20 protein-coding genes are annotated in these 15,195 nt (G+C 66.5%); 12 read left to right on the forward strand and 8 right to left on the reverse strand.

Going from position 1 to position 15,195, the window contains the following annotated elements; genetic code table 11:
• Positions 1-16: 16 nt before the first annotated feature.
• Positions 17-502, reverse strand: coding sequence for a hypothetical protein (locus A5733_RS15075; protein WP_233152700.1), 486 nt, complete (start codon positions 500-502; stop codon positions 17-19).
• Between the two features lie 102 nt (positions 503-604).
• Complete coding sequence (locus tag A5733_RS15080; protein ID WP_197508208.1) at positions 605-1,126, reverse strand: amino-acid N-acetyltransferase; 522 nt, start codon at positions 1,124-1,126, stop codon at positions 605-607.
• Positions 1,127-1,168: 42 nt separating this feature from the next.
• Here A5733_RS15080 and pgsA point away from each other — a divergent pair, with 42 nt between their 5' ends.
• The 5 genes from pgsA to A5733_RS15105 all read left to right on the forward strand — a co-directional run bounded on the left by pgsA (position 1,169) and on the right by A5733_RS15105 (position 4,531).
• Positions 1,169-1,774: a CDP-diacylglycerol--glycerol-3-phosphate 3-phosphatidyltransferase gene (gene pgsA, locus A5733_RS15085; protein ID WP_142254012.1), complete on the forward strand. Its 606-nt coding sequence runs from the start codon at positions 1,169-1,171 to the stop codon at positions 1,772-1,774.
• Entirely contained in the window at positions 1,752-2,240 is a 489-nt protein-coding gene (locus A5733_RS15090) for a CinA family protein (protein ID WP_067767004.1), read from the forward strand. Before pgsA ends, A5733_RS15090 begins: the two co-directional genes overlap by 23 nt.
• Positions 2,241-2,321: 81 nt before the next feature.
• On the forward strand, positions 2,322-2,651 hold the full coding sequence (gene clgR, locus A5733_RS15095) for a transcriptional regulator ClgR (RefSeq protein ID WP_067767007.1): 330 nt from the start codon (positions 2,322-2,324) through the stop codon (positions 2,649-2,651).
• A 213-nt stretch (positions 2,652-2,864) separates the two neighbouring features.
• Positions 2,865-3,680 (forward strand): phage shock protein PspA, encoded by an 816-nt coding sequence (gene pspA / locus A5733_RS15100; protein WP_076240685.1) that lies wholly within the window; start codon positions 2,865-2,867, stop codon positions 3,678-3,680.
• Between the two features lie 20 nt (positions 3,681-3,700).
• Positions 3,701-4,531 carry a hypothetical protein gene (locus tag A5733_RS15105; protein ID WP_076240686.1) on the forward strand — a complete coding sequence of 277 codons (831 nt, stop codon included), beginning with the start codon at positions 3,701-3,703 and terminating at the stop codon, positions 4,529-4,531.
• 6 nt (positions 4,532-4,537) lie between these two features.
• Here A5733_RS15105 and A5733_RS15110 read toward each other — a convergent pair whose 3' ends face one another.
• Positions 4,538-4,981: a limonene-1,2-epoxide hydrolase family protein gene (locus tag A5733_RS15110; protein ID WP_067767016.1), complete on the reverse strand. Its 444-nt coding sequence runs from the start codon at positions 4,979-4,981 to the stop codon at positions 4,538-4,540.
• A gap of 40 nt (positions 4,982-5,021) precedes the next feature.
• Between A5733_RS15110 and A5733_RS15115 the strand changes: the two genes are divergently transcribed.
• The 5 genes from A5733_RS15115 to recX all read left to right on the forward strand — a co-directional run bounded on the left by A5733_RS15115 (position 5,022) and on the right by recX (position 8,397).
• Positions 5,022-6,194, forward strand: a complete 1,173-nt coding sequence (locus tag A5733_RS15115) for a glycosyltransferase (RefSeq protein WP_076240693.1) — start codon at positions 5,022-5,024, stop codon at positions 6,192-6,194.
• Positions 6,195-6,203: 9 nt separating this feature from the next.
• Positions 6,204-6,398 carry a DUF3046 domain-containing protein gene (locus tag A5733_RS15120; protein WP_067767019.1) on the forward strand — a complete coding sequence of 65 codons (195 nt, stop codon included), beginning with the start codon at positions 6,204-6,206 and terminating at the stop codon, positions 6,396-6,398.
• 45 nt (positions 6,399-6,443) lie between these two features.
• The gene (locus A5733_RS15125; RefSeq protein WP_067767058.1) at positions 6,444-6,647 is read left to right on the forward strand and encodes a hypothetical protein; all 204 of its coding nucleotides are present in this window, start codon (positions 6,444-6,446) and stop codon (positions 6,645-6,647) included.
• Between the two features lie 165 nt (positions 6,648-6,812).
• Positions 6,813-7,865: a recombinase RecA gene (gene recA, locus A5733_RS15130; RefSeq protein WP_067767022.1), complete on the forward strand. Its 1,053-nt coding sequence runs from the start codon at positions 6,813-6,815 to the stop codon at positions 7,863-7,865.
• Positions 7,834-8,397, forward strand: coding sequence for a recombination regulator RecX (gene recX, locus A5733_RS15135; protein WP_076240687.1), 564 nt, complete (start codon positions 7,834-7,836; stop codon positions 8,395-8,397). The genes recA and recX overlap by 32 nt, the downstream gene beginning before the upstream one ends.
• On the opposite strand, the gene A5733_RS15140 is transcribed toward recX, so the two are convergent.
• From A5733_RS15140 to A5733_RS15155, 4 genes are read right to left on the reverse strand one after another with little or no spacing between them, the layout of a single operon-like run.
• Entirely contained in the window at positions 8,398-9,294 is an 897-nt protein-coding gene (locus A5733_RS15140; RefSeq protein ID WP_076240688.1) for an amino acid ABC transporter permease, read from the reverse strand.
• Complete coding sequence (locus A5733_RS15145; RefSeq protein ID WP_067767031.1) at positions 9,294-9,974, reverse strand: amino acid ABC transporter permease; 681 nt, start codon at positions 9,972-9,974, stop codon at positions 9,294-9,296. The genes A5733_RS15140 and A5733_RS15145 overlap by 1 nt, the downstream gene beginning before the upstream one ends.
• A gap of 21 nt (positions 9,975-9,995) precedes the next feature.
• Positions 9,996-10,808: a glutamate ABC transporter substrate-binding protein gene (locus A5733_RS15150; protein WP_076240689.1), complete on the reverse strand. Its 813-nt coding sequence runs from the start codon at positions 10,806-10,808 to the stop codon at positions 9,996-9,998.
• 31 nt (positions 10,809-10,839) lie between these two features.
• A complete protein-coding gene (locus A5733_RS15155; protein ID WP_067767037.1) occupies positions 10,840-11,568 on the reverse strand; it encodes an amino acid ABC transporter ATP-binding protein in 729 nt (242 codons plus the stop codon).
• A gap of 158 nt (positions 11,569-11,726) precedes the next feature.
• Here A5733_RS15155 and miaB point away from each other — a divergent pair, with 158 nt between their 5' ends.
• Both miaB and A5733_RS15165 read left to right on the forward strand, forming a co-directional pair.
• On the forward strand, positions 11,727-13,292 hold the full coding sequence (gene miaB / locus A5733_RS15160; RefSeq protein ID WP_076240690.1) for a tRNA (N6-isopentenyl adenosine(37)-C2)-methylthiotransferase MiaB: 1,566 nt from the start codon (positions 11,727-11,729) through the stop codon (positions 13,290-13,292).
• Complete coding sequence (locus A5733_RS15165) at positions 13,280-13,885, forward strand: hypothetical protein (protein ID WP_067767044.1); 606 nt, start codon at positions 13,280-13,282, stop codon at positions 13,883-13,885. Before miaB ends, A5733_RS15165 begins: the two co-directional genes overlap by 13 nt.
• Here A5733_RS15165 and A5733_RS15170 read toward each other — a convergent pair.
• Positions 13,882-15,129 (reverse strand): DUF349 domain-containing protein, encoded by a 1,248-nt coding sequence (locus tag A5733_RS15170; RefSeq protein WP_233152701.1) that lies wholly within the window; start codon positions 15,127-15,129, stop codon positions 13,882-13,884. The genes A5733_RS15165 and A5733_RS15170 overlap by 4 nt on opposite strands.
• Positions 15,130-15,195 lie beyond the last annotated feature (66 nt).

Here is a 15,195-nt window from a genome sequence, read left to right on the forward strand (position 1 = left end):
GTGGGTGCGCTGGTGGCTACTTGGCGACCCGCGATTGCCCTGCCTGTAACCAGTCGGCGAACTCGGCTGCGACCTGATCGGCGTCGAGAACTGCATCTGTAGGTCTGTTGGCGATGTCGACACTGGTCTGGGATGTGTCGGAGAAGTGGTTGTTCTCACCGGGAGGCAGCGGGTAGGACAGCACCATCTCTGCAGAGTTCGCGGTGACGAACCCCTCGGCATCGGCCTGGGTGACGAATGTGCGTCCCACCTCGGCGGCCTGCGCGGGGGTGGCATCCCGGTCCAGTAAGACACGCAGCGTGAAGAGTTCACCTTCGGTGATGTTCTTCCGGTAGTTCGTTTCGACCTTCGACACTCCGGGCATGGAGCGGATTTGCCGCGCGATATCGTCGGCCTGTTCCTGTCGGTTGCCCGTCACTCGATCGCCGATCCAGGAACACCCCGTCGTCGCCAGGCCGATCACCATGGCCAACACGGCAAACATTCGGACTGTTCGTCGCATCAGGGGACCACTCCTCATTCGAGACTGCGCGTGGCGCGGAGACGGTTGCCGGCCCAATCCCAGTTCATCGCCGCATGAATACGGCGGAAATCGGGGCGCGCTTCACAGCGTCAACAACATTCGGGTGTTGCCCAGCGTATTGGGCTTGACGTAGGACAGATCGAGGAATTCGGCAACACCGGTGTCGTAGGAGCGGCACATCTCCTCGTACACCTCGGCCGTCACCGGGGTGCCGTCGATCTCCTCGAAGCCGTGCTTGCCGAAGAAGTCGACCTCGAAGGTCAACACGAAGATTCGTCGCAGGTGCAAATCGCGGGCGACATCGAGCAACCGCTCCACCAACAGATGGCCGACGCCGGTGCCCCGCACCTTCGGATGCACCGCCACGGTGCGGACCTCGCCCAGGTCGGCCCACAGCACATGCAGTGCGCCGCACCCCACGAGTTCACCGTCGAGTTCGGCCACCCAGAATTCCTGGACCGCCTCATACAACGTCACCAGGTTCTTCTCCAGCAGGATCTTGCCCGCGTAGACGTCGACCAGCCTCTTGATCGCCGGGACATCGGAGGTGCTGGCGCGGCGCACCACAGGGTGTTTGCGCGACGCGACACTGCCTGGGTTCACAGGCGCAAGAGTATCGGTTGTGGCTACCGATATTCTGTTGCGGTGCCGGGCCAACCTTCTACCGATCCGGTGGTCCCGCGTGCGCGCGTGGCCAACCTCGCCAATGTGCTCACCGGTGTGCGGATGGTGCTGGTTCCGGTCTTCCTCGTCTTCCTCTTCGTCGGCGACGGTCATGAAACCGGCTGGCGGATCGCGGCTTTCGCGGTATTCGCGATCGCGGTGATCACCGACCACTTCGACGGTGCGTTGGCCCGCAGCTACGGGATGATCACCGAATTCGGCACGCTGGCCGATCCGATCGCCGACAAGGCGTTGATCGGCGCTGCGCTCATCGGGCTGTCGCTGCTTGACGACCTGCCGTGGTGGATCACCGTGGTGGTGCTGTTCCGTGAGATCGGGATCACGGTGTTGCGCTTTGCGGTGCTGCGGCACGGCGTGATCCCGGCCAGTCGCGGCGGCAAGCTCAAGACGCTGGTGCAGGCCGTGGCAATTGGACTGTTCGTGCTGCCGCTGCATGCGTGGCCCACCATCTGGCTCGACGTAGCCTGGGCGATCATGTGGGTGGCGGTGGTGTTGACCGTGCTCACCGGTGCCGACTACGTCATCTCGGCGATCAGGGATTCCCGTGGACGATCCGCTGCTCACTGACGACGCCCGGGCGCTGGTCGCCGATCTGACCGTGCGTTCGCAGAGCGTGGCCACCGCCGAGTCGCTGACTGCTGGACTGCTGGCCGCGACGCTGGCCGGGGCACCCGGGGCCAGTGCGGTCCTGCAGGGCGGTCTGATCACCTACAACGAAGACACGAAGATCTGGTTGGCCGGGGTGGCTCCGCAGGTGCTCGACGCGGTCGGGCCCGTCGCAGCGCCGACGGCCCGGGCCCTGGCCGTCGGAGCCCGGCAGCGCTGCGCCGCCACCTGGGGCGTCGGTCTGACCGGTGTGGCCGGCCCCGAACCGCACGGCGGCCATCCCGTGGGCACGGTTTTCATCGGCCTGGCCGGGCCGGTGGACACCGAGGTCATCGAGTTGTCGCTGTCGGGTTCACGCTGGGATATCCGGCGGGCAGCGGTCGACGCGGCGATCTCGCGCCTGCGGGTCCTGGTGGAAAATCAATAACTGCGGCTGTTCGGGAACCTCGTGGTGGCCTGCGGCGTTGGTCTCTTAGCGAACCTGTGACAGACAGGCGAAGGAGGCACCATGACGGCATTGCTGCGCGAGGTGATCGGCGACGTGCTGCGCAACGCCCGCACCGACCAAGGACGCACGTTGCGTGAAGTGTCCGATGCGGCGCGGGTCAGCCTCGGGTACCTCTCCGAGGTGGAGCGGGGCCGCAAGGAGGCCTCCAGTGAGCTGCTCAGCGCGATCTGCGACGCACTCGATGTGCCGCTGTCCCGGGTGCTCAGCGACGCCGGCGAGAGCCTGGCCGAGCGCGAACACGCCGCCGCGGCGACGCCGCCGAACGTGGCCCATATCGATGCCTCGACCAAGGTGGTCATTCCCCAGGCCGTCTCGATGGCGGTGGCGTGACGCGGGTGTGACGACGGCCCCGGTGCCGGGTCGATGGCGGTGGCGTGGGTGACTGCACATTTTCGCCGAAACGCCCATGCGAACAGCCCGCGGGGCTGTGGCGTCATGCCCGGAACCGATAAGTTGGCATCAGAATAATTGCGGCAACTTGAATCAATGAGGCCCGGTCACGGGTCTGACCGGCAAGCCCGACAGATAAGGCGGAACGAACCCATGGCCAATCCGTTCGTCAAGGCGTGGAAGTACCTGATGGCGCTGTTCAACTCCAAGGTCGACGAGTACGCCGATCCCAAGGTTCAGATCCAGCAGGCCATCGAGGACGCGCAGCGTCAGCACCAGGCACTCACCCAGCAGGCCGCCCAGGTCATCGGCAACCAGCGTCAGCTGGAGATGCGGCTCAACCGTCAACTCGCCGACATCGAGAAGTTGCAGGTGAACGTCCGTCAGGCGCTGACGCTGGCCGATCAGGCCACTTCGGCCGGTGATGCCGCCAAGGCCACCGAGTACAACAACGCCGCCGAGGCATTCGCTGCCCAGCTGGTCACCGCCGAGCAGAGCGTCGAAGATCTCAAGGGTCTGCACGATCAGGCGCTGCAGGCTGCCGCGCAGGCCAAGAAGGCCGTCGAGCAGAACGCGATGATGCTGCAGCAGAAGATCGCCGAGCGCACCAAGCTGCTCAGCCAGCTCGAGCAGGCCAAGATGCAGGAGCAGGTCAGCGCCTCATTGCGGTCGATGAGCGAGGTCGCCGCCCCGGGCAACACGCCCAGTCTGGACGAGGTCCGCGACAAGATCGAACGCCGCTATGCCAATGCCATCGGGCAGGCCGAGCTGGCGCAGAACTCGGTGCAGGGCCGCATGATGGAGGTGCAGCAGGCCAGCGTCCAGATGGCCGGGCACTCCCGGCTGGAGCAGATCCGCGCCTCGATGCGCGGCGACGCCCTGCCCAGCGGTGATGCCACTTCGACGACCCCGGCCACTCCGGCCACCAACCCGGCCCCGGCCAACCCTGAAAAGCCGCTCGGCCAATAGTGATTCGAGTGTTCTAGATCATGGCTACCAAGACCGGTGGATCGAGCGCCTGGAAGTCGTTGCTGCAGCACGGCGTGCAGCGGGGCATCGATACTGCAGCCGACTTGTCCGGAGCATTGAGCGAAAAGCTCAGCGCCGCGGCCGATCCGCGCGCCAAGCTGTTGCGCAAACGGCGGTGGGCGGCGCGACTGGCAGTGTTCTTCACCTTGTCGAGCGTGTTCTGGGTGCTCGTCACGGCGCTGTTGGCGTCGTGGAGCACACCGGTCTGGGGCCTGATCATCACCGGTGTGATCGCCGCCGGCGCAGCCTTTCCGGCGACGTTGCTCTGGTTGCGCTACCGCTGGCTGCGCGCCGAGCCGCTTCCGCCGCAGCGCCCGGTCTCCGGACGTCGGTTGCCGCCGTGGGGTTCTGCGGCGCGGCAGCCCATGTCGGCGCTGATGGCCTCGGAGCGGGGGATGTTCTCGCTGCTCGGCGTGTTGGAGCGCGGACGGATGCTACCGGCCGACGAGTTGCGTGAACTGAATGCGGTGGCCAATCACACGGCACGGACGATGGCGGCCACCGCTACCGAGGTGGTCGCGATGGAACGTGCGATCAGCAATGCGCCACAGTCTCGGCAGCATCTGGTGCCCACCATCAACGCCTTCACCGCTCAGCTCGGGCAAGGCGTGCGCCAGTACAACGAGATGGTGACTGCCGCAGCGCAATTGGTGTCGACGGTGAACAGCGGGCAAGGCGACACCTCACCGTTGTCGCAGCAGCGTTACCGCAACGAGTTGACCGGCGCTACCGACCGGCTGCTGGGCTGGGCGCAGGCGTTCGACGAACTCGGGCAACTGCGCCGCGCCTGAACCGCCTCACAGAGTGGTGCGTAGCGACGGCACCACCACGCCGGCCAGGCCGCGCAAGGTCGCCTTGAACATGTCGAGGAAGTCGAAGTAGTCCCGCCACAACGTGATTCGGCCATCGTGCACCTCGAACACACCACACACCCAGAACTGCAGGCGCAGCGGCCCGAAGACCAGGGCATCGGTGCGTTCGGTCAACACGGCGTTGCCGTCGGCGGCGATCCGGTGGATCTTCACCTCGAAGCCGGTGCGCCCCTGCATCGACCGGAAGAGCTTCATGGCTCGGTTGCGCCCGTAGATGGTCGGAAGGCCGACGTTCTGGTAGACGAGGTTCTGGGCCAGGGCGTTCTCCGCGGTGTCGAAGTCCTGCTCCTGCAGCGCGTTGAGGAACGTCTCGACCGTTGTGACAGACGTGGTCGAGGCCTGCGCGGCCGTGGTGGATTGGTCAGCCATGCCCGAAGCCTAGTGGGATGTGCTGTGGCAGGGTAGGTCGGTGCGCGTTGCCATCGTCGCCGGACCCGATCCCGGACATGCCTTCCCGGCCCTTGCGTTATGCCTGAAGTTCGCCGCCGCTGGGGACCGTCCGACGTTGCTGACCGGTGTGGAATGGCTCGAGACGGCACGCGCGGCGGGTGTCGATGCGGTTGAGCTGGTCGGTCTCGATCCGATCGACGACGATGACGACGCCGACGCCGGGGCCAAGATTCATCAACGTGCCGGGCGGATGGCGCAGCTCAACGTGCCTGTCCTGGGTGATCTGCGCCCGGATCTGGTGGTGTCCGATGTGATCACCGCCTGTGGTGGACTGGCCGCCGAACTGCTCGGGTTGCCATGGGTGGAGCTCAACCCGCATCCGCTGTATCTGCCATCGAAGGGATTGCCGCCGATCGGCAGCGGATTGGCCCCCGGCGTCGGCCTGAGGGGCCGGCTGCGCGATTCCGTCATGCGCGCCTTGACCGCGCGATCCTGGCGGGTCGGGCTGGCCCAGCGGGCCGAGGTGCGCGCACGGATCGGCCTGCCCGTCCTCGACCCGGGACCGGTGCGCCGGTTGATCGCCACCCTCCCGGCCCTGGAGGTGGCCCGCCCGGACTGGCCGGCCGAGGCGGTGGTGGTGGGTCCACTGCACTTCGAACCGACCGACGCGGTGCTGACCGTGCCGCCGGGCGCGGGGCCGGTGATCGTGGTGGCGCCATCCACGGCGACCACCGGTACACAGGGGATGGCCGAGCTGGCGCTGGAGTCGCTGCGGCCGGGCCAGACGCTGCCCGACGGCGCCCGCGTGGTGGTGTCGCGGCTCGGTGGGGCCCATGTCGACGTGCCGCCCTGGGCCGTCGTGGGGCTGGGCCGTCAGGACGAGTTGTTGTCACATGCCGACCTGGTGATCTGTGGCGGCGGGCACGGCATGGTGTCCAAGACCTTGTTGGCCGGCGTGCCGATGGTCGTGGTGCCCGGCGGTGGTGATCAGTGGGAGCTGGCCAATCGTGTTGTGCGCCAAGGCAGTGCGCAGCTGGTACGGCCGCTGACCGGTGAGGCGCTGACCCGGGCGGTGGCCGATGTGCTGGCCTCGCCGTCGTACCGGTCGGCCGCCCAGCGGGCCGGTGCCTCGGTGACCGAGGTGGAAGATCCGGTACGGGTGTGCCATGACGCCCTCGTCGGCGCTGGGTAGGTTGGGCGCGTGCGGTTGACGGAATTCCATGAACTCGTGGACGGCCAGTTCGGCTCGATCCGGGGGCGCTCGCTGCTCGTCGACCATGTGCTCGCCGACCTCGACGGTCGAACGCCGGCGCAGGCCATCGAGGACGGGGTGGAACCGCGCACGGTGTGGCGGGCATTATGTGCCGACTTCGACGTGCCCCGCGATCAATGGTGAGTGACCGGTCTTTTCCTACTCGGGTTTTGGGCGTATACCGGACGTATGGGTCTGGGTGACCATCCGATGCGGACGCCGCTCTACGGTGTCCTGCTGGTGATCGCAGCGGTACTGCTGTGCTGGTTGGTCGCGTCCGTCTTGACCGGATGGCAGGCCGCCATCGGATATCTCCTGGCCATCGCGGTTGGTGCGACCGGTTTCGTCATGACACTGCGCGATCTCGACAACTTTCCGAACTGGCGTCGCTGACGCCGGATACCCCGGCGTGTCCGCTTGAGTCGAACACGTGTTCGTCTAACATGGTCGGCATGTGAGGGCGAGATGCTGGTCGAGCCGACTTGTCGGTGGCTGCCTCTAGCGTCACGGCCAACTGATCGAAACCGATCACCGAACATCACGAGGACGGAGACACTCATGGCGCCACAGGCCCCCGATCGCGAAAAGGCGCTCGAACTGGCGATGGCCCAGATCGACAAGAATTTCGGCAAAGGCTCGGTGATGCGCCTCGGTGACGAGGTCCGCCAGCCCATCTCGGTGATTCCCACCGGCTCGATCTCCCTGGATGTGGCCCTCGGCATCGGCGGCCTGCCCCGCGGCCGCGTGGTCGAGATCTACGGTCCGGAATCCTCGGGTAAGACCACCGTGGCGCTGCATGCGGTGGCCAATGCCCAGGCCGCCGGCGGCATCGCGGCGTTCATCGACGCCGAGCATGCGCTGGATCCGGAATATGCCAAGAAACTCGGTGTGGACACCGATTCACTGCTGGTGAGCCAACCCGACACCGGTGAGCAGGCGCTGGAGATCGCCGACATGCTGGTGCGCTCGGGTGCGCTGGACATCCTGGTCATCGACTCGGTGGCGGCCCTGGTTCCCCGCGCCGAGATCGAGGGCGAGATGGGTGACAGCCACGTCGGTCTGCAGGCCCGTCTGATGAGCCAGGCGCTGCGCAAGATGACCGGTGCGCTGAACAACTCGGGCACCACCGCGATCTTCATCAACCAGCTCCGCGAGAAGATCGGTGTGATGTTCGGCTCGCCCGAAACGACAACGGGCGGTAAGGCTTTGAAGTTCTACGCCTCGGTCCGCCTGGATGTCCGCCGCATCGAGACCCTCAAGGACGGCACCGATGCGGTCGGTAACCGGACTCGTGTCAAGATCGTCAAGAACAAGGTCTCGCCGCCGTTCAAGCAGGCCGAGTTCGACATTCTCTACGGCCACGGCATCAGCCGCGAGGGTTCGCTCATCGACATGGGTGTCGAGCACGGATTCATCCGCAAGTCCGGCTCCTGGTTCACCTATGAGGGCGAACAGCTGGGGCAGGGCAAGGAGAATGCCCGCAAGTTCCTGCTGGAGAACGTCGATGTCGCCAACGAGATCGAGAAGAAGATCAAGGAGAAGCTCGGTATCGGTGCGGTCGTGACCGCCGAGGCCACTGATGACGTCCTTCCCGCCCCGGTTGACTTCTGATCCGTCGGGCACGCCCGAGGACGAGCAGGCGCAGGACCCTCGCAAGCGCGAGGAGCAGGCCAAGAACGTGTGCCTGCGCCTGCTCACCGTGCGGGCTCGCACCCGCGCCGAGCTGACCGAGCACCTCGCCAAACGGGGTTATGACGAAGGCCTCAGTGCCAAGGTGCTCGACAGGCTCACCGATGTCGGGCTGATCGATGACGAGGACTTCGCCGAGCAGTGGGTGCGGTCCCGGCACGCGAACGCGGGAAAAGGCAAGCGCGCCTTGGCTGTCGAGCTCCGCAAGAAGGGCGTCGACAACGACGTCATCGACGCAGCGCTGGCCGATCTCGACCCGGCCGCCGAACGGCAGCGGGCCGAGCAGTTGGTGCGGGACAAGTTGCGTCGCGAAAAGCTCAGTGACGACGACGGTGACGTGAAGGTGACCCGCCGGCTGGTCGGCATGCTGGCCCGCCGTGGCTACAACCAGTCGATGGCCTTCGACGTGGTCAGCGTCGAACTTGCCAGCGAGCGGGAGCGCCGTCGGGTGTGATCAGTCGCGCTGGGTCTGCAATACCTGCGCTCCCGGTGCGCCTTCCTGTTCGACGGCCTCTGGTTCCAGTGGTACGGGACCGCGACGAGAGCGCCGCATCCGGCGCTCGATCCTGGTGGCCAACGAGGACAGGGCGATGTTCACGCTGATCATCAGGACGGCGATGACGATCAACGCGGGAAGAATGTTCTGGTACACCGAGCCGATGTTCGTGCCCTGACGCACCATTTCCACGAAAGTGATCTGGTAGCCGATCGCGGTGTCCTTGAGCACCACGACGAGTTGAGACACCAACACCGGCAGCATCGCGGTGATGGCCTGCGGCAGCAGCACCAGCCGCATGGTCTGGGTCCAGGTCAAGCCCAACGACCACGCGGCTTCCCGCTGCCCATTGGGAAGGGAGTGGACGCCGGCTCGGACGATCTCGGCGATCACCGCCCCGTTGTACAGCGTCAATCCCGTCACCACCCCGGCCAGGGCGACGTACTCGGACGGGAAACTGCCGGAGAGGCCGTAGAGGAAGAACGCGAAGAGCATCATGATCAACACCGGCACGGCGCGGAAGAACTCCACGATCACCGCGCTGATCCATCGGATCGGGGCAATAGGCGACAGCCGGCCGATGCCCAGCACCATGCCCAACACCAGGGCCAGGACGATGGACACCGCCGCCGCCGTCAGCGTGCCCTCGATCCCGGGAAGCACGTAGGTAATCCAGAGATCCGACGTGAGGAACGGTTTCCACTTGTCGGGCTGGAGTTGATCCTTTTGCCACAGCCGGAACAGCACATACACGATCAGGACGCCGGCGCCGATCGCCGCGAGGATCGCCAGAACGAGATTGCGTACCCTCGCGCGCGGACCCGGCGCATCGAACAGGACTGATGCGCTGCGCATTATCGTGCCACCGCCAGGCGCTTACCCAGCCAACCGAAGAACAGTCCCAGCGGCAGTGTCAGCAGAATGAACCCGGCCGCCATGATCGCACCGACCGTGAGGACCGCGGCGGTGTCTTCGATCATGTCCTTCATCAACAACGCCGCCTCGGCCACGCCGATCGCCGAAGCGATGGTGGTGTTCTTCGTCAAAGCGATCAAGACCGACCCGAGTGGGATGATCACGGCGCGAAAAGCCTGTGGCAGCAGGATCAATCGCAAGTTCTGGCCGAAGGAGAAGCCCAGTGAGCGGGCCGCCTCGGCCTGCCCGATCGGCACCGTGTTGACCCCGGAACGCACCGTCTCGCACACGAACGATGCGGTATAGACGGTCAATCCGAGCACCGCCAGGCGGAAGTTGCTGTCGGTGATCGATGTCGGCGAGTTCGGATCGGTGAACGTGATCCGCATGGTCTGTCCCACCCCGAGCGCGCAGAACACGATGATCAGGGTCAGGGGAGTGTTGCGGATGACGTTCACGTACGCGGCGCCGAGCCAATTGAGCACTGGGACCGGCGCCAGCCGCATCGCCGCCAGCACCGTGCCCAGGATCAGCGCACCGATCGCGGAGTACACCGTCAGCTGGATCGTGGTCCAGAACGCCGCGAAGATCTGATCGCGGTACTCGTCGAAAATTTCCACGGTCGGTGCGCTACCCCCGGCTCAGTTGCGGTCGACGGCGGGCGGTTCCGGTGTGGTGATTCCGGCCGGGCCCAGATTGCGTTCGAACGCTTCCTTCCAGGCGCCGCTGGATTCCATCTTCTCGATGGCGTCGTTGATCTTGTTGCGCAGCTCGGTATCACCCTTCTTCAGGCCGATGCCGTAGCGCTCCTCGGAGAACTTGTCGCCCACGATCTTGAAGGCGCCCGGGCTCTGCGCGGCATAGCCGGCCAAGATCACCTCATCGGTGGTCAACGCGTCCACGGCCCCGTTCTTGAGGGCGTCCAGGCACAGCGTGTAGGTGTCGTACTGCTGCAACTGCACCTTCGGATACTCGTCTTTGATCCGCTGCGCCGGGGTCGAGCCCGACACCGAGCACAGTTTCTTGTTGTTCTCCAGTGAGGCCGCGCCCGTGATGTCGTTGTTGTCCGAGCGCACCAACAGGCTCTGGCCGGTCAGCAGGTACGGCCCGGCGAAGTCGACCTTCTCTTTACGGGCGTCGGTGATCGAGTAGGTGGCCACGATGTAGTCCACCTGACCGTTCTGGATCAGCGTCTCGCGCTGGGGCGAGGGGGCTTCCTTCCATTCGATCTGGTCCTCGCTGTAGCCCAACTCGTTGGCCACGTACTTGGCCACGTCGACGTCGAATCCGGCCATGGTGCCGTCGGGCTTCTTCTGGCCGAGCCCGGGCTGGTCGTACTTGGTACCGATGACGATCTTGTTGCCGTCATCGCCACCGCCGCACGCGGTGGCCGCCAGGGGCAGCGCGATGGCGAGTGCGACGGTACCGACCAACTTGAACGGCACAGAGGGCATGTTCGGGTTCCTTTCGCCGGAGCGTCAGTGGTTAGTGGGACAGGATCTTGCCGAGAAAATCTTTGGCGCGATCGGATTTCGGATTGTCGAAGAACTCGGCCGGCGGCGCGTCCTCGACGATGGCGCCGTCGGCCATGAACACCACCCGGTCCGACGCCCGCCGGGCGAAGCCCATCTCGTGGGTGACTACGACCATCGTCATCCCCTCGCCGGCCAGCGAGCTCATCACCGCCAACACCTCGTTGATCATCTCGGGATCCAGGGCGCTGGTCGGCTCGTCGAACAACATCACCTTGGGGTTCATCGCGAGCGAACGGGCGATGGCGACCCGCTGCTGCTGACCGCCCGACAGTTGGGCCGGGTACTTGTCGGCCTGGTTGGCCACCCCGACCCGCTCCAACAGAGCCATCGCCGTCTCGCGGGCCTGCGCCTTGGATTTGCGGCGCACCTTCACCGGGGCGAGGGTGACGTTTTCCAGGATCGTCTTGTGCGCGAACAGGTTGAACGACTGGAACACCATGCCGACGTCTGAACGCAGCTGGGCCAGTCTGCGACCCTCGGCCGGCAGCGGTTGACCGTCGATGGCGATGGTGCCCGAGTCGATGGTCTCCAGCCGGTTGATGGTGCGGCACAAGGTGGATTTACCTGAGCCGGAGGGGCCGAGCACCACGACCACCTGGCCACGGCCCACCTCGAGGTTGATGTCGTTGAGTACATGCAAGGAGCCGAAGTGTTTGTTGACTTCCTGCAGTGAGATCATCGGCACATCTGGTGGCGCCGCAGCGTCGACCTGCGGCGGCTCGCCGGGGCTTCCCATGGCAGGTGACCTTACCCAGGGAACGTCCAACCTGCCCGGATCTGGAGAATCCGCCGCGTTGGCGATTTGGCCCGCTCCGTACCATTGAAGCCGTGACAACGATGGTGCCCCCCAACGAGCGCTTGCGCGAGGAGCCGTCGGCACCCCACGAGCACGCCGCACGCACCTACCAGGTCCGAACCTACGGCTGCCAGATGAACGTGCACGACTCCGAACGGTTGTCGGGCCTGCTGGAAGACGCCGGGTACCGGCGCGCCGAGGACGGCGCCGACGCCGACATCGTGGTGTTCAACACGTGTGCAGTGCGGGAAAACGCCGACAACAAGCTCTACGGAAATCTCAGCCACCTGGCCCCGCGCAAGAACGCCGACCCGAACATGCAGATCGCCGTCGGCGGGTGTCTGGCGCAGAAGGACCGCGACGCGGTGCTGAAGAAGGCCCCGTGGGTCGATGTGGTGTTCGGCACCCACAACATCGGCGCGCTGCCCACGCTGCTGGAGCGGGCCCGGCACAACCGCGCCGCGCAGGTCGAGATCGTCGAGGCCCTGCAGGAGTTCCCGTCGACCCTGCCCGCCACGCGCGAGTCCGCTTATGCGGCATGGGTTTCCATCTCGGTGGGTTGCAACAACACCTGCACGTTCTGCATCGTGCCGTCGCTGCGCGGCAAAGAGGTGGACCGTCGGCCCGGCGACATCCTGGCCGAGGTGCAAACCCTGGCCGCCCAGGGCGTGCTCGAGATCACCCTGCTGGGCCAGAACGTCAACGCCTACGGCGTGTCGTTTGCTGCGGACGAGCGCTTGCGCGAGGACCCGACGAACTGGTCGGATGTGCCGCGGGACCGCAGCGCGTTCGCCAAGCTGCTGCGCGCCTGCGGCGATGTGGACGGTCTGGAACGGGTGCGCTTCACCTCGCCGCACCCGGCCGAGTTCACCGACGACGTCATCGAGGCGATGGCCGAGACCCCGAACGTGTGCCCGACGCTGCACATGCCGCTGCAATCGGGATCCGATCGGATCCTCAAGGCGATGCGCCGGTCCTATCGGGCCGAGCGCTATCTCGGCATCATCGACAAGGTACGGGCGGTGATCCCGCACGCCGCGATCACCACGGACCTGATCGTCGGGTTCCCGGGGGAGACCGAGGAAGATTTCCAGGCCACCCTCGACGTCGTCGAGGCGTCGCGGTTCGCCAGTGCGTTCACGTTCCAGTACTCGATCCGGCCGGGCACACCGGCCGCCGACATGCCCGATCAGTTGCCGAAAGCGGTTGTCACCGAACGCTATCAGCGCCTGATCGAGCTGCAGGAGCGAATCTCACTGCAGGAGAACCAGGCTCAGATCGGCCGGCAGGTCGAGCTGCTGGTCGCCACCGGTGAGGGCCGCAAGGATGCCAGCACCGCGCGGATGTCCGGTCGGGCCCGCGACGGCAGGCTGGTGCATTTCAGTCCGGGCGAGGGCGAGATCCGACCCGGCGACATCGTCGTCACGACCGTGACCGGCGCCGCACCGCATCATCTGATCGCGGATGCCCCGCTGTCCGGTCATCGGCGCACCCGCGCCGGCGACGCCCATGCGGCGGGGCAGCGTCCCCGCACCGGCGTCGGGCTGGGACTGCCGCGGATCGGTGCGCCGACCACCCCGCCGGCATCAGGAGGATGTGGCTGTTGAGCAACGAAAGTGACTTTGACCGCTTCAAGGACGAGCTTGCCGACGTCGAACGCCGGGTGGCCCGCGAATTCGACACCGGCCCCCGGGCGATGGTGGTGGCGATCTTCGTGTTCGTCGTGCTGCTGTCGTTCGTGCTGCCCCACACCGGGCACACCAAGGGATTCGACGTCCTCGTCGGCGACGCCGTAGCCGTCGGCGATGGCGTCTCGCTGCCGTCGCGGGTGTTCGTCTGGCTGGCGCTGGTGTTCTCGGTCGGGTTCTCGACGCTGGCGCTGATCACTCGCCGCTGGGCGCTGGCCTGGGTGGCCCTGGCCGGATCCGCGGTGGCCAGTGCGCTGGGGATGCTCGCGGTGTGGTCACGTCAGACCGCTGCCGGCCATCCCGGCCCCGGTATCGGGTTGATCATCGCCTGGCTTGCGGTGATCGTGCTGACCTTCCACTGGGCCCGGGTGGTGTGGTCGCGCACGGCCCTTCAGTTGGCGGCCGAGGAGGACCGACGACGGGCGGCGGCCAAGGTGCAGCAGCAGGGGCTGTTGGGCCCGGGCGGCAACGGCGTCACCGATAAAAAGCCGGACGAGCCCGACAAGCCCTAACTGCGCTCGGACAGCGCGGCAGCGGCGGCGTCCGCCCACTGCCGCCACTGCTCGGCACTGGCCCTGGCCTCGGCGGCATCCTTGGCCCGGCCGGCCGCTTCGGCCTTCTCGGCCTGCCGCTCGAACTGCTCGGCGCGGGCACGGAACTGATCGGCCCGAGCCTGGGCTTCGGGATCCACGCCGCCGGTCGGCGCATCGCGGATCTTTTTCTCCACCGCACGCAGTCGTCGTTCCAGATCCGCGGCCCGCTCGCGCGGAACCTTGCCGATCGCGTCCCACTTGTCGCCGATGGCGCGCAACGCCGCACGCGCGGCGTCCAGATCGGTGGTGTCGATCTTCTCGGCCTCGGCCAGCAGCGCCTCTTTGGCGGTGGCGTTCGCCTTGAACTCCGCGTCGCGTTCGGCGTGCGCGGCGTTGCGGGCCCCGAAGAACGTGTCCTGCGCGGCCTTGAAGCGGTGCCACAGGGTGTCGTCGACGTCCTTGGCCGCGCGGCCCGCGGCCTTCCACTGGTTCAGCAGGTCACGGAACGCCGCGCTCGTGGCGCCCCAGTCGGTGGACCCGGACAGCTGCTCGGCCTGCTCGCACAGCGCCTCCTTGACCTGGCGGGCACCGGCGCGGCCGCGGTCGAGTTCGGCGAAGTGCGAGCCGCGGCGGCGGTTGAACGTCTCCCGCGCTGTCGAGTACCGCTTCCACAGGGCGTCGTCGATCTTGCGGTCCAGCCCGGTGATGGTGCGCCACTCATCGAGGATCTCGCGCAGACGGTCGCCGGCGGCCTTCCACTGGGTGGAGTTGGCCGCCAGATCCTCGGCCTCGGCGGCCAATGCCTCTTTGCGTGCGGTCTGCGCGGCGCGGTGCTCATCACGCTGAGCACGCTCGGTCTGGGCGGCGGCGTCGGCATGCTCCAAAATCGCGGTCAAGCGGGCGCCGAGTGCGTCCACGTCACCGAGAACTGCTGCGGTGGGCAGAGTTTCGGCCAATGTTGCCGCGGCAGACTTGATCTTGCGAGCATCGCCGGTGCCGGAGGACAACCGGCGTTCCAGCAACGCCACCTCGGTGTGCAGATCATCGAAGCGTCGGCCGAAGTGGGCGAACGCCGACTCGGTGTCGCCGGCCTGCCACGATCCGATGACGCGCTCACCGGATCCGGTGATCAACCACACCGTGCCGTCGTCGTCCACCCGCCCGAAGCGGTGTGGATCGCTGGACGGCGCCGCCGCGACCACCGGGGCGACCCGGCGTGGAATGACGACTGTTGCGCCGCGGTGCCGGCCACGGCGGTCGGGGGCCGCCCCGACAGCTCCGGGGCCGGC

Origin of the sequence: Mycobacterium sp. NS-7484 (genome assembly GCF_001953975.1) — a bacterium.
Classification (GTDB): Bacteria; Actinomycetota; Actinomycetes; order Mycobacteriales; family Mycobacteriaceae; genus Mycobacterium.

Excerpts from the sequence above, each read along its gene's own strand:
- pspA (WP_076240685.1), top strand. The coding sequence starts at position 2,865 with ATGGCCAATCCGTTCGTCAAGGCGTGGAAGTACCTGATGGCGCTGTTC.
- miaB (WP_076240690.1), top strand. The coding sequence starts at position 11,727 with ATGGTGCCCCCCAACGAGCGCTTGCGCGAGGAGCCGTCGGCACCCCAC.
- A5733_RS15110 (WP_067767016.1), bottom strand. The coding sequence starts at position 4,981 with ATGGCTGACCAATCCACCACGGCCGCGCAGGCCTCGACCACGTCTGTC.
- A5733_RS15125 (WP_067767058.1), top strand. The coding sequence starts at position 6,444 with ATGGGTCTGGGTGACCATCCGATGCGGACGCCGCTCTACGGTGTCCTG.
- A5733_RS15150 (WP_076240689.1), bottom strand. The coding sequence starts at position 10,808 with ATGCCCTCTGTGCCGTTCAAGTTGGTCGGTACCGTCGCACTCGCCATC.
- clgR (WP_067767007.1), top strand. The coding sequence starts at position 2,322 with ATGACGGCATTGCTGCGCGAGGTGATCGGCGACGTGCTGCGCAACGCC.
- recA (WP_067767022.1), top strand. The coding sequence starts at position 6,813 with ATGGCGCCACAGGCCCCCGATCGCGAAAAGGCGCTCGAACTGGCGATG.
- A5733_RS15155 (WP_067767037.1), bottom strand. The coding sequence starts at position 11,568 with ATGATCTCACTGCAGGAAGTCAACAAACACTTCGGCTCCTTGCATGTA.
- A5733_RS15105 (WP_076240686.1), top strand. The coding sequence starts at position 3,701 with ATGGCTACCAAGACCGGTGGATCGAGCGCCTGGAAGTCGTTGCTGCAG.
- A5733_RS15165 (WP_067767044.1), top strand. The coding sequence starts at position 13,280 with ATGTGGCTGTTGAGCAACGAAAGTGACTTTGACCGCTTCAAGGACGAG.
- A5733_RS15140 (WP_076240688.1), bottom strand. The coding sequence starts at position 9,294 with ATGCGCAGCGCATCAGTCCTGTTCGATGCGCCGGGTCCGCGCGCGAGG.
- recX (WP_076240687.1), top strand. The coding sequence starts at position 7,834 with ATGACGTCCTTCCCGCCCCGGTTGACTTCTGATCCGTCGGGCACGCCC.
- A5733_RS15075 (WP_233152700.1), bottom strand. The coding sequence starts at position 502 with ATGCGACGAACAGTCCGAATGTTTGCCGTGTTGGCCATGGTGATCGGC.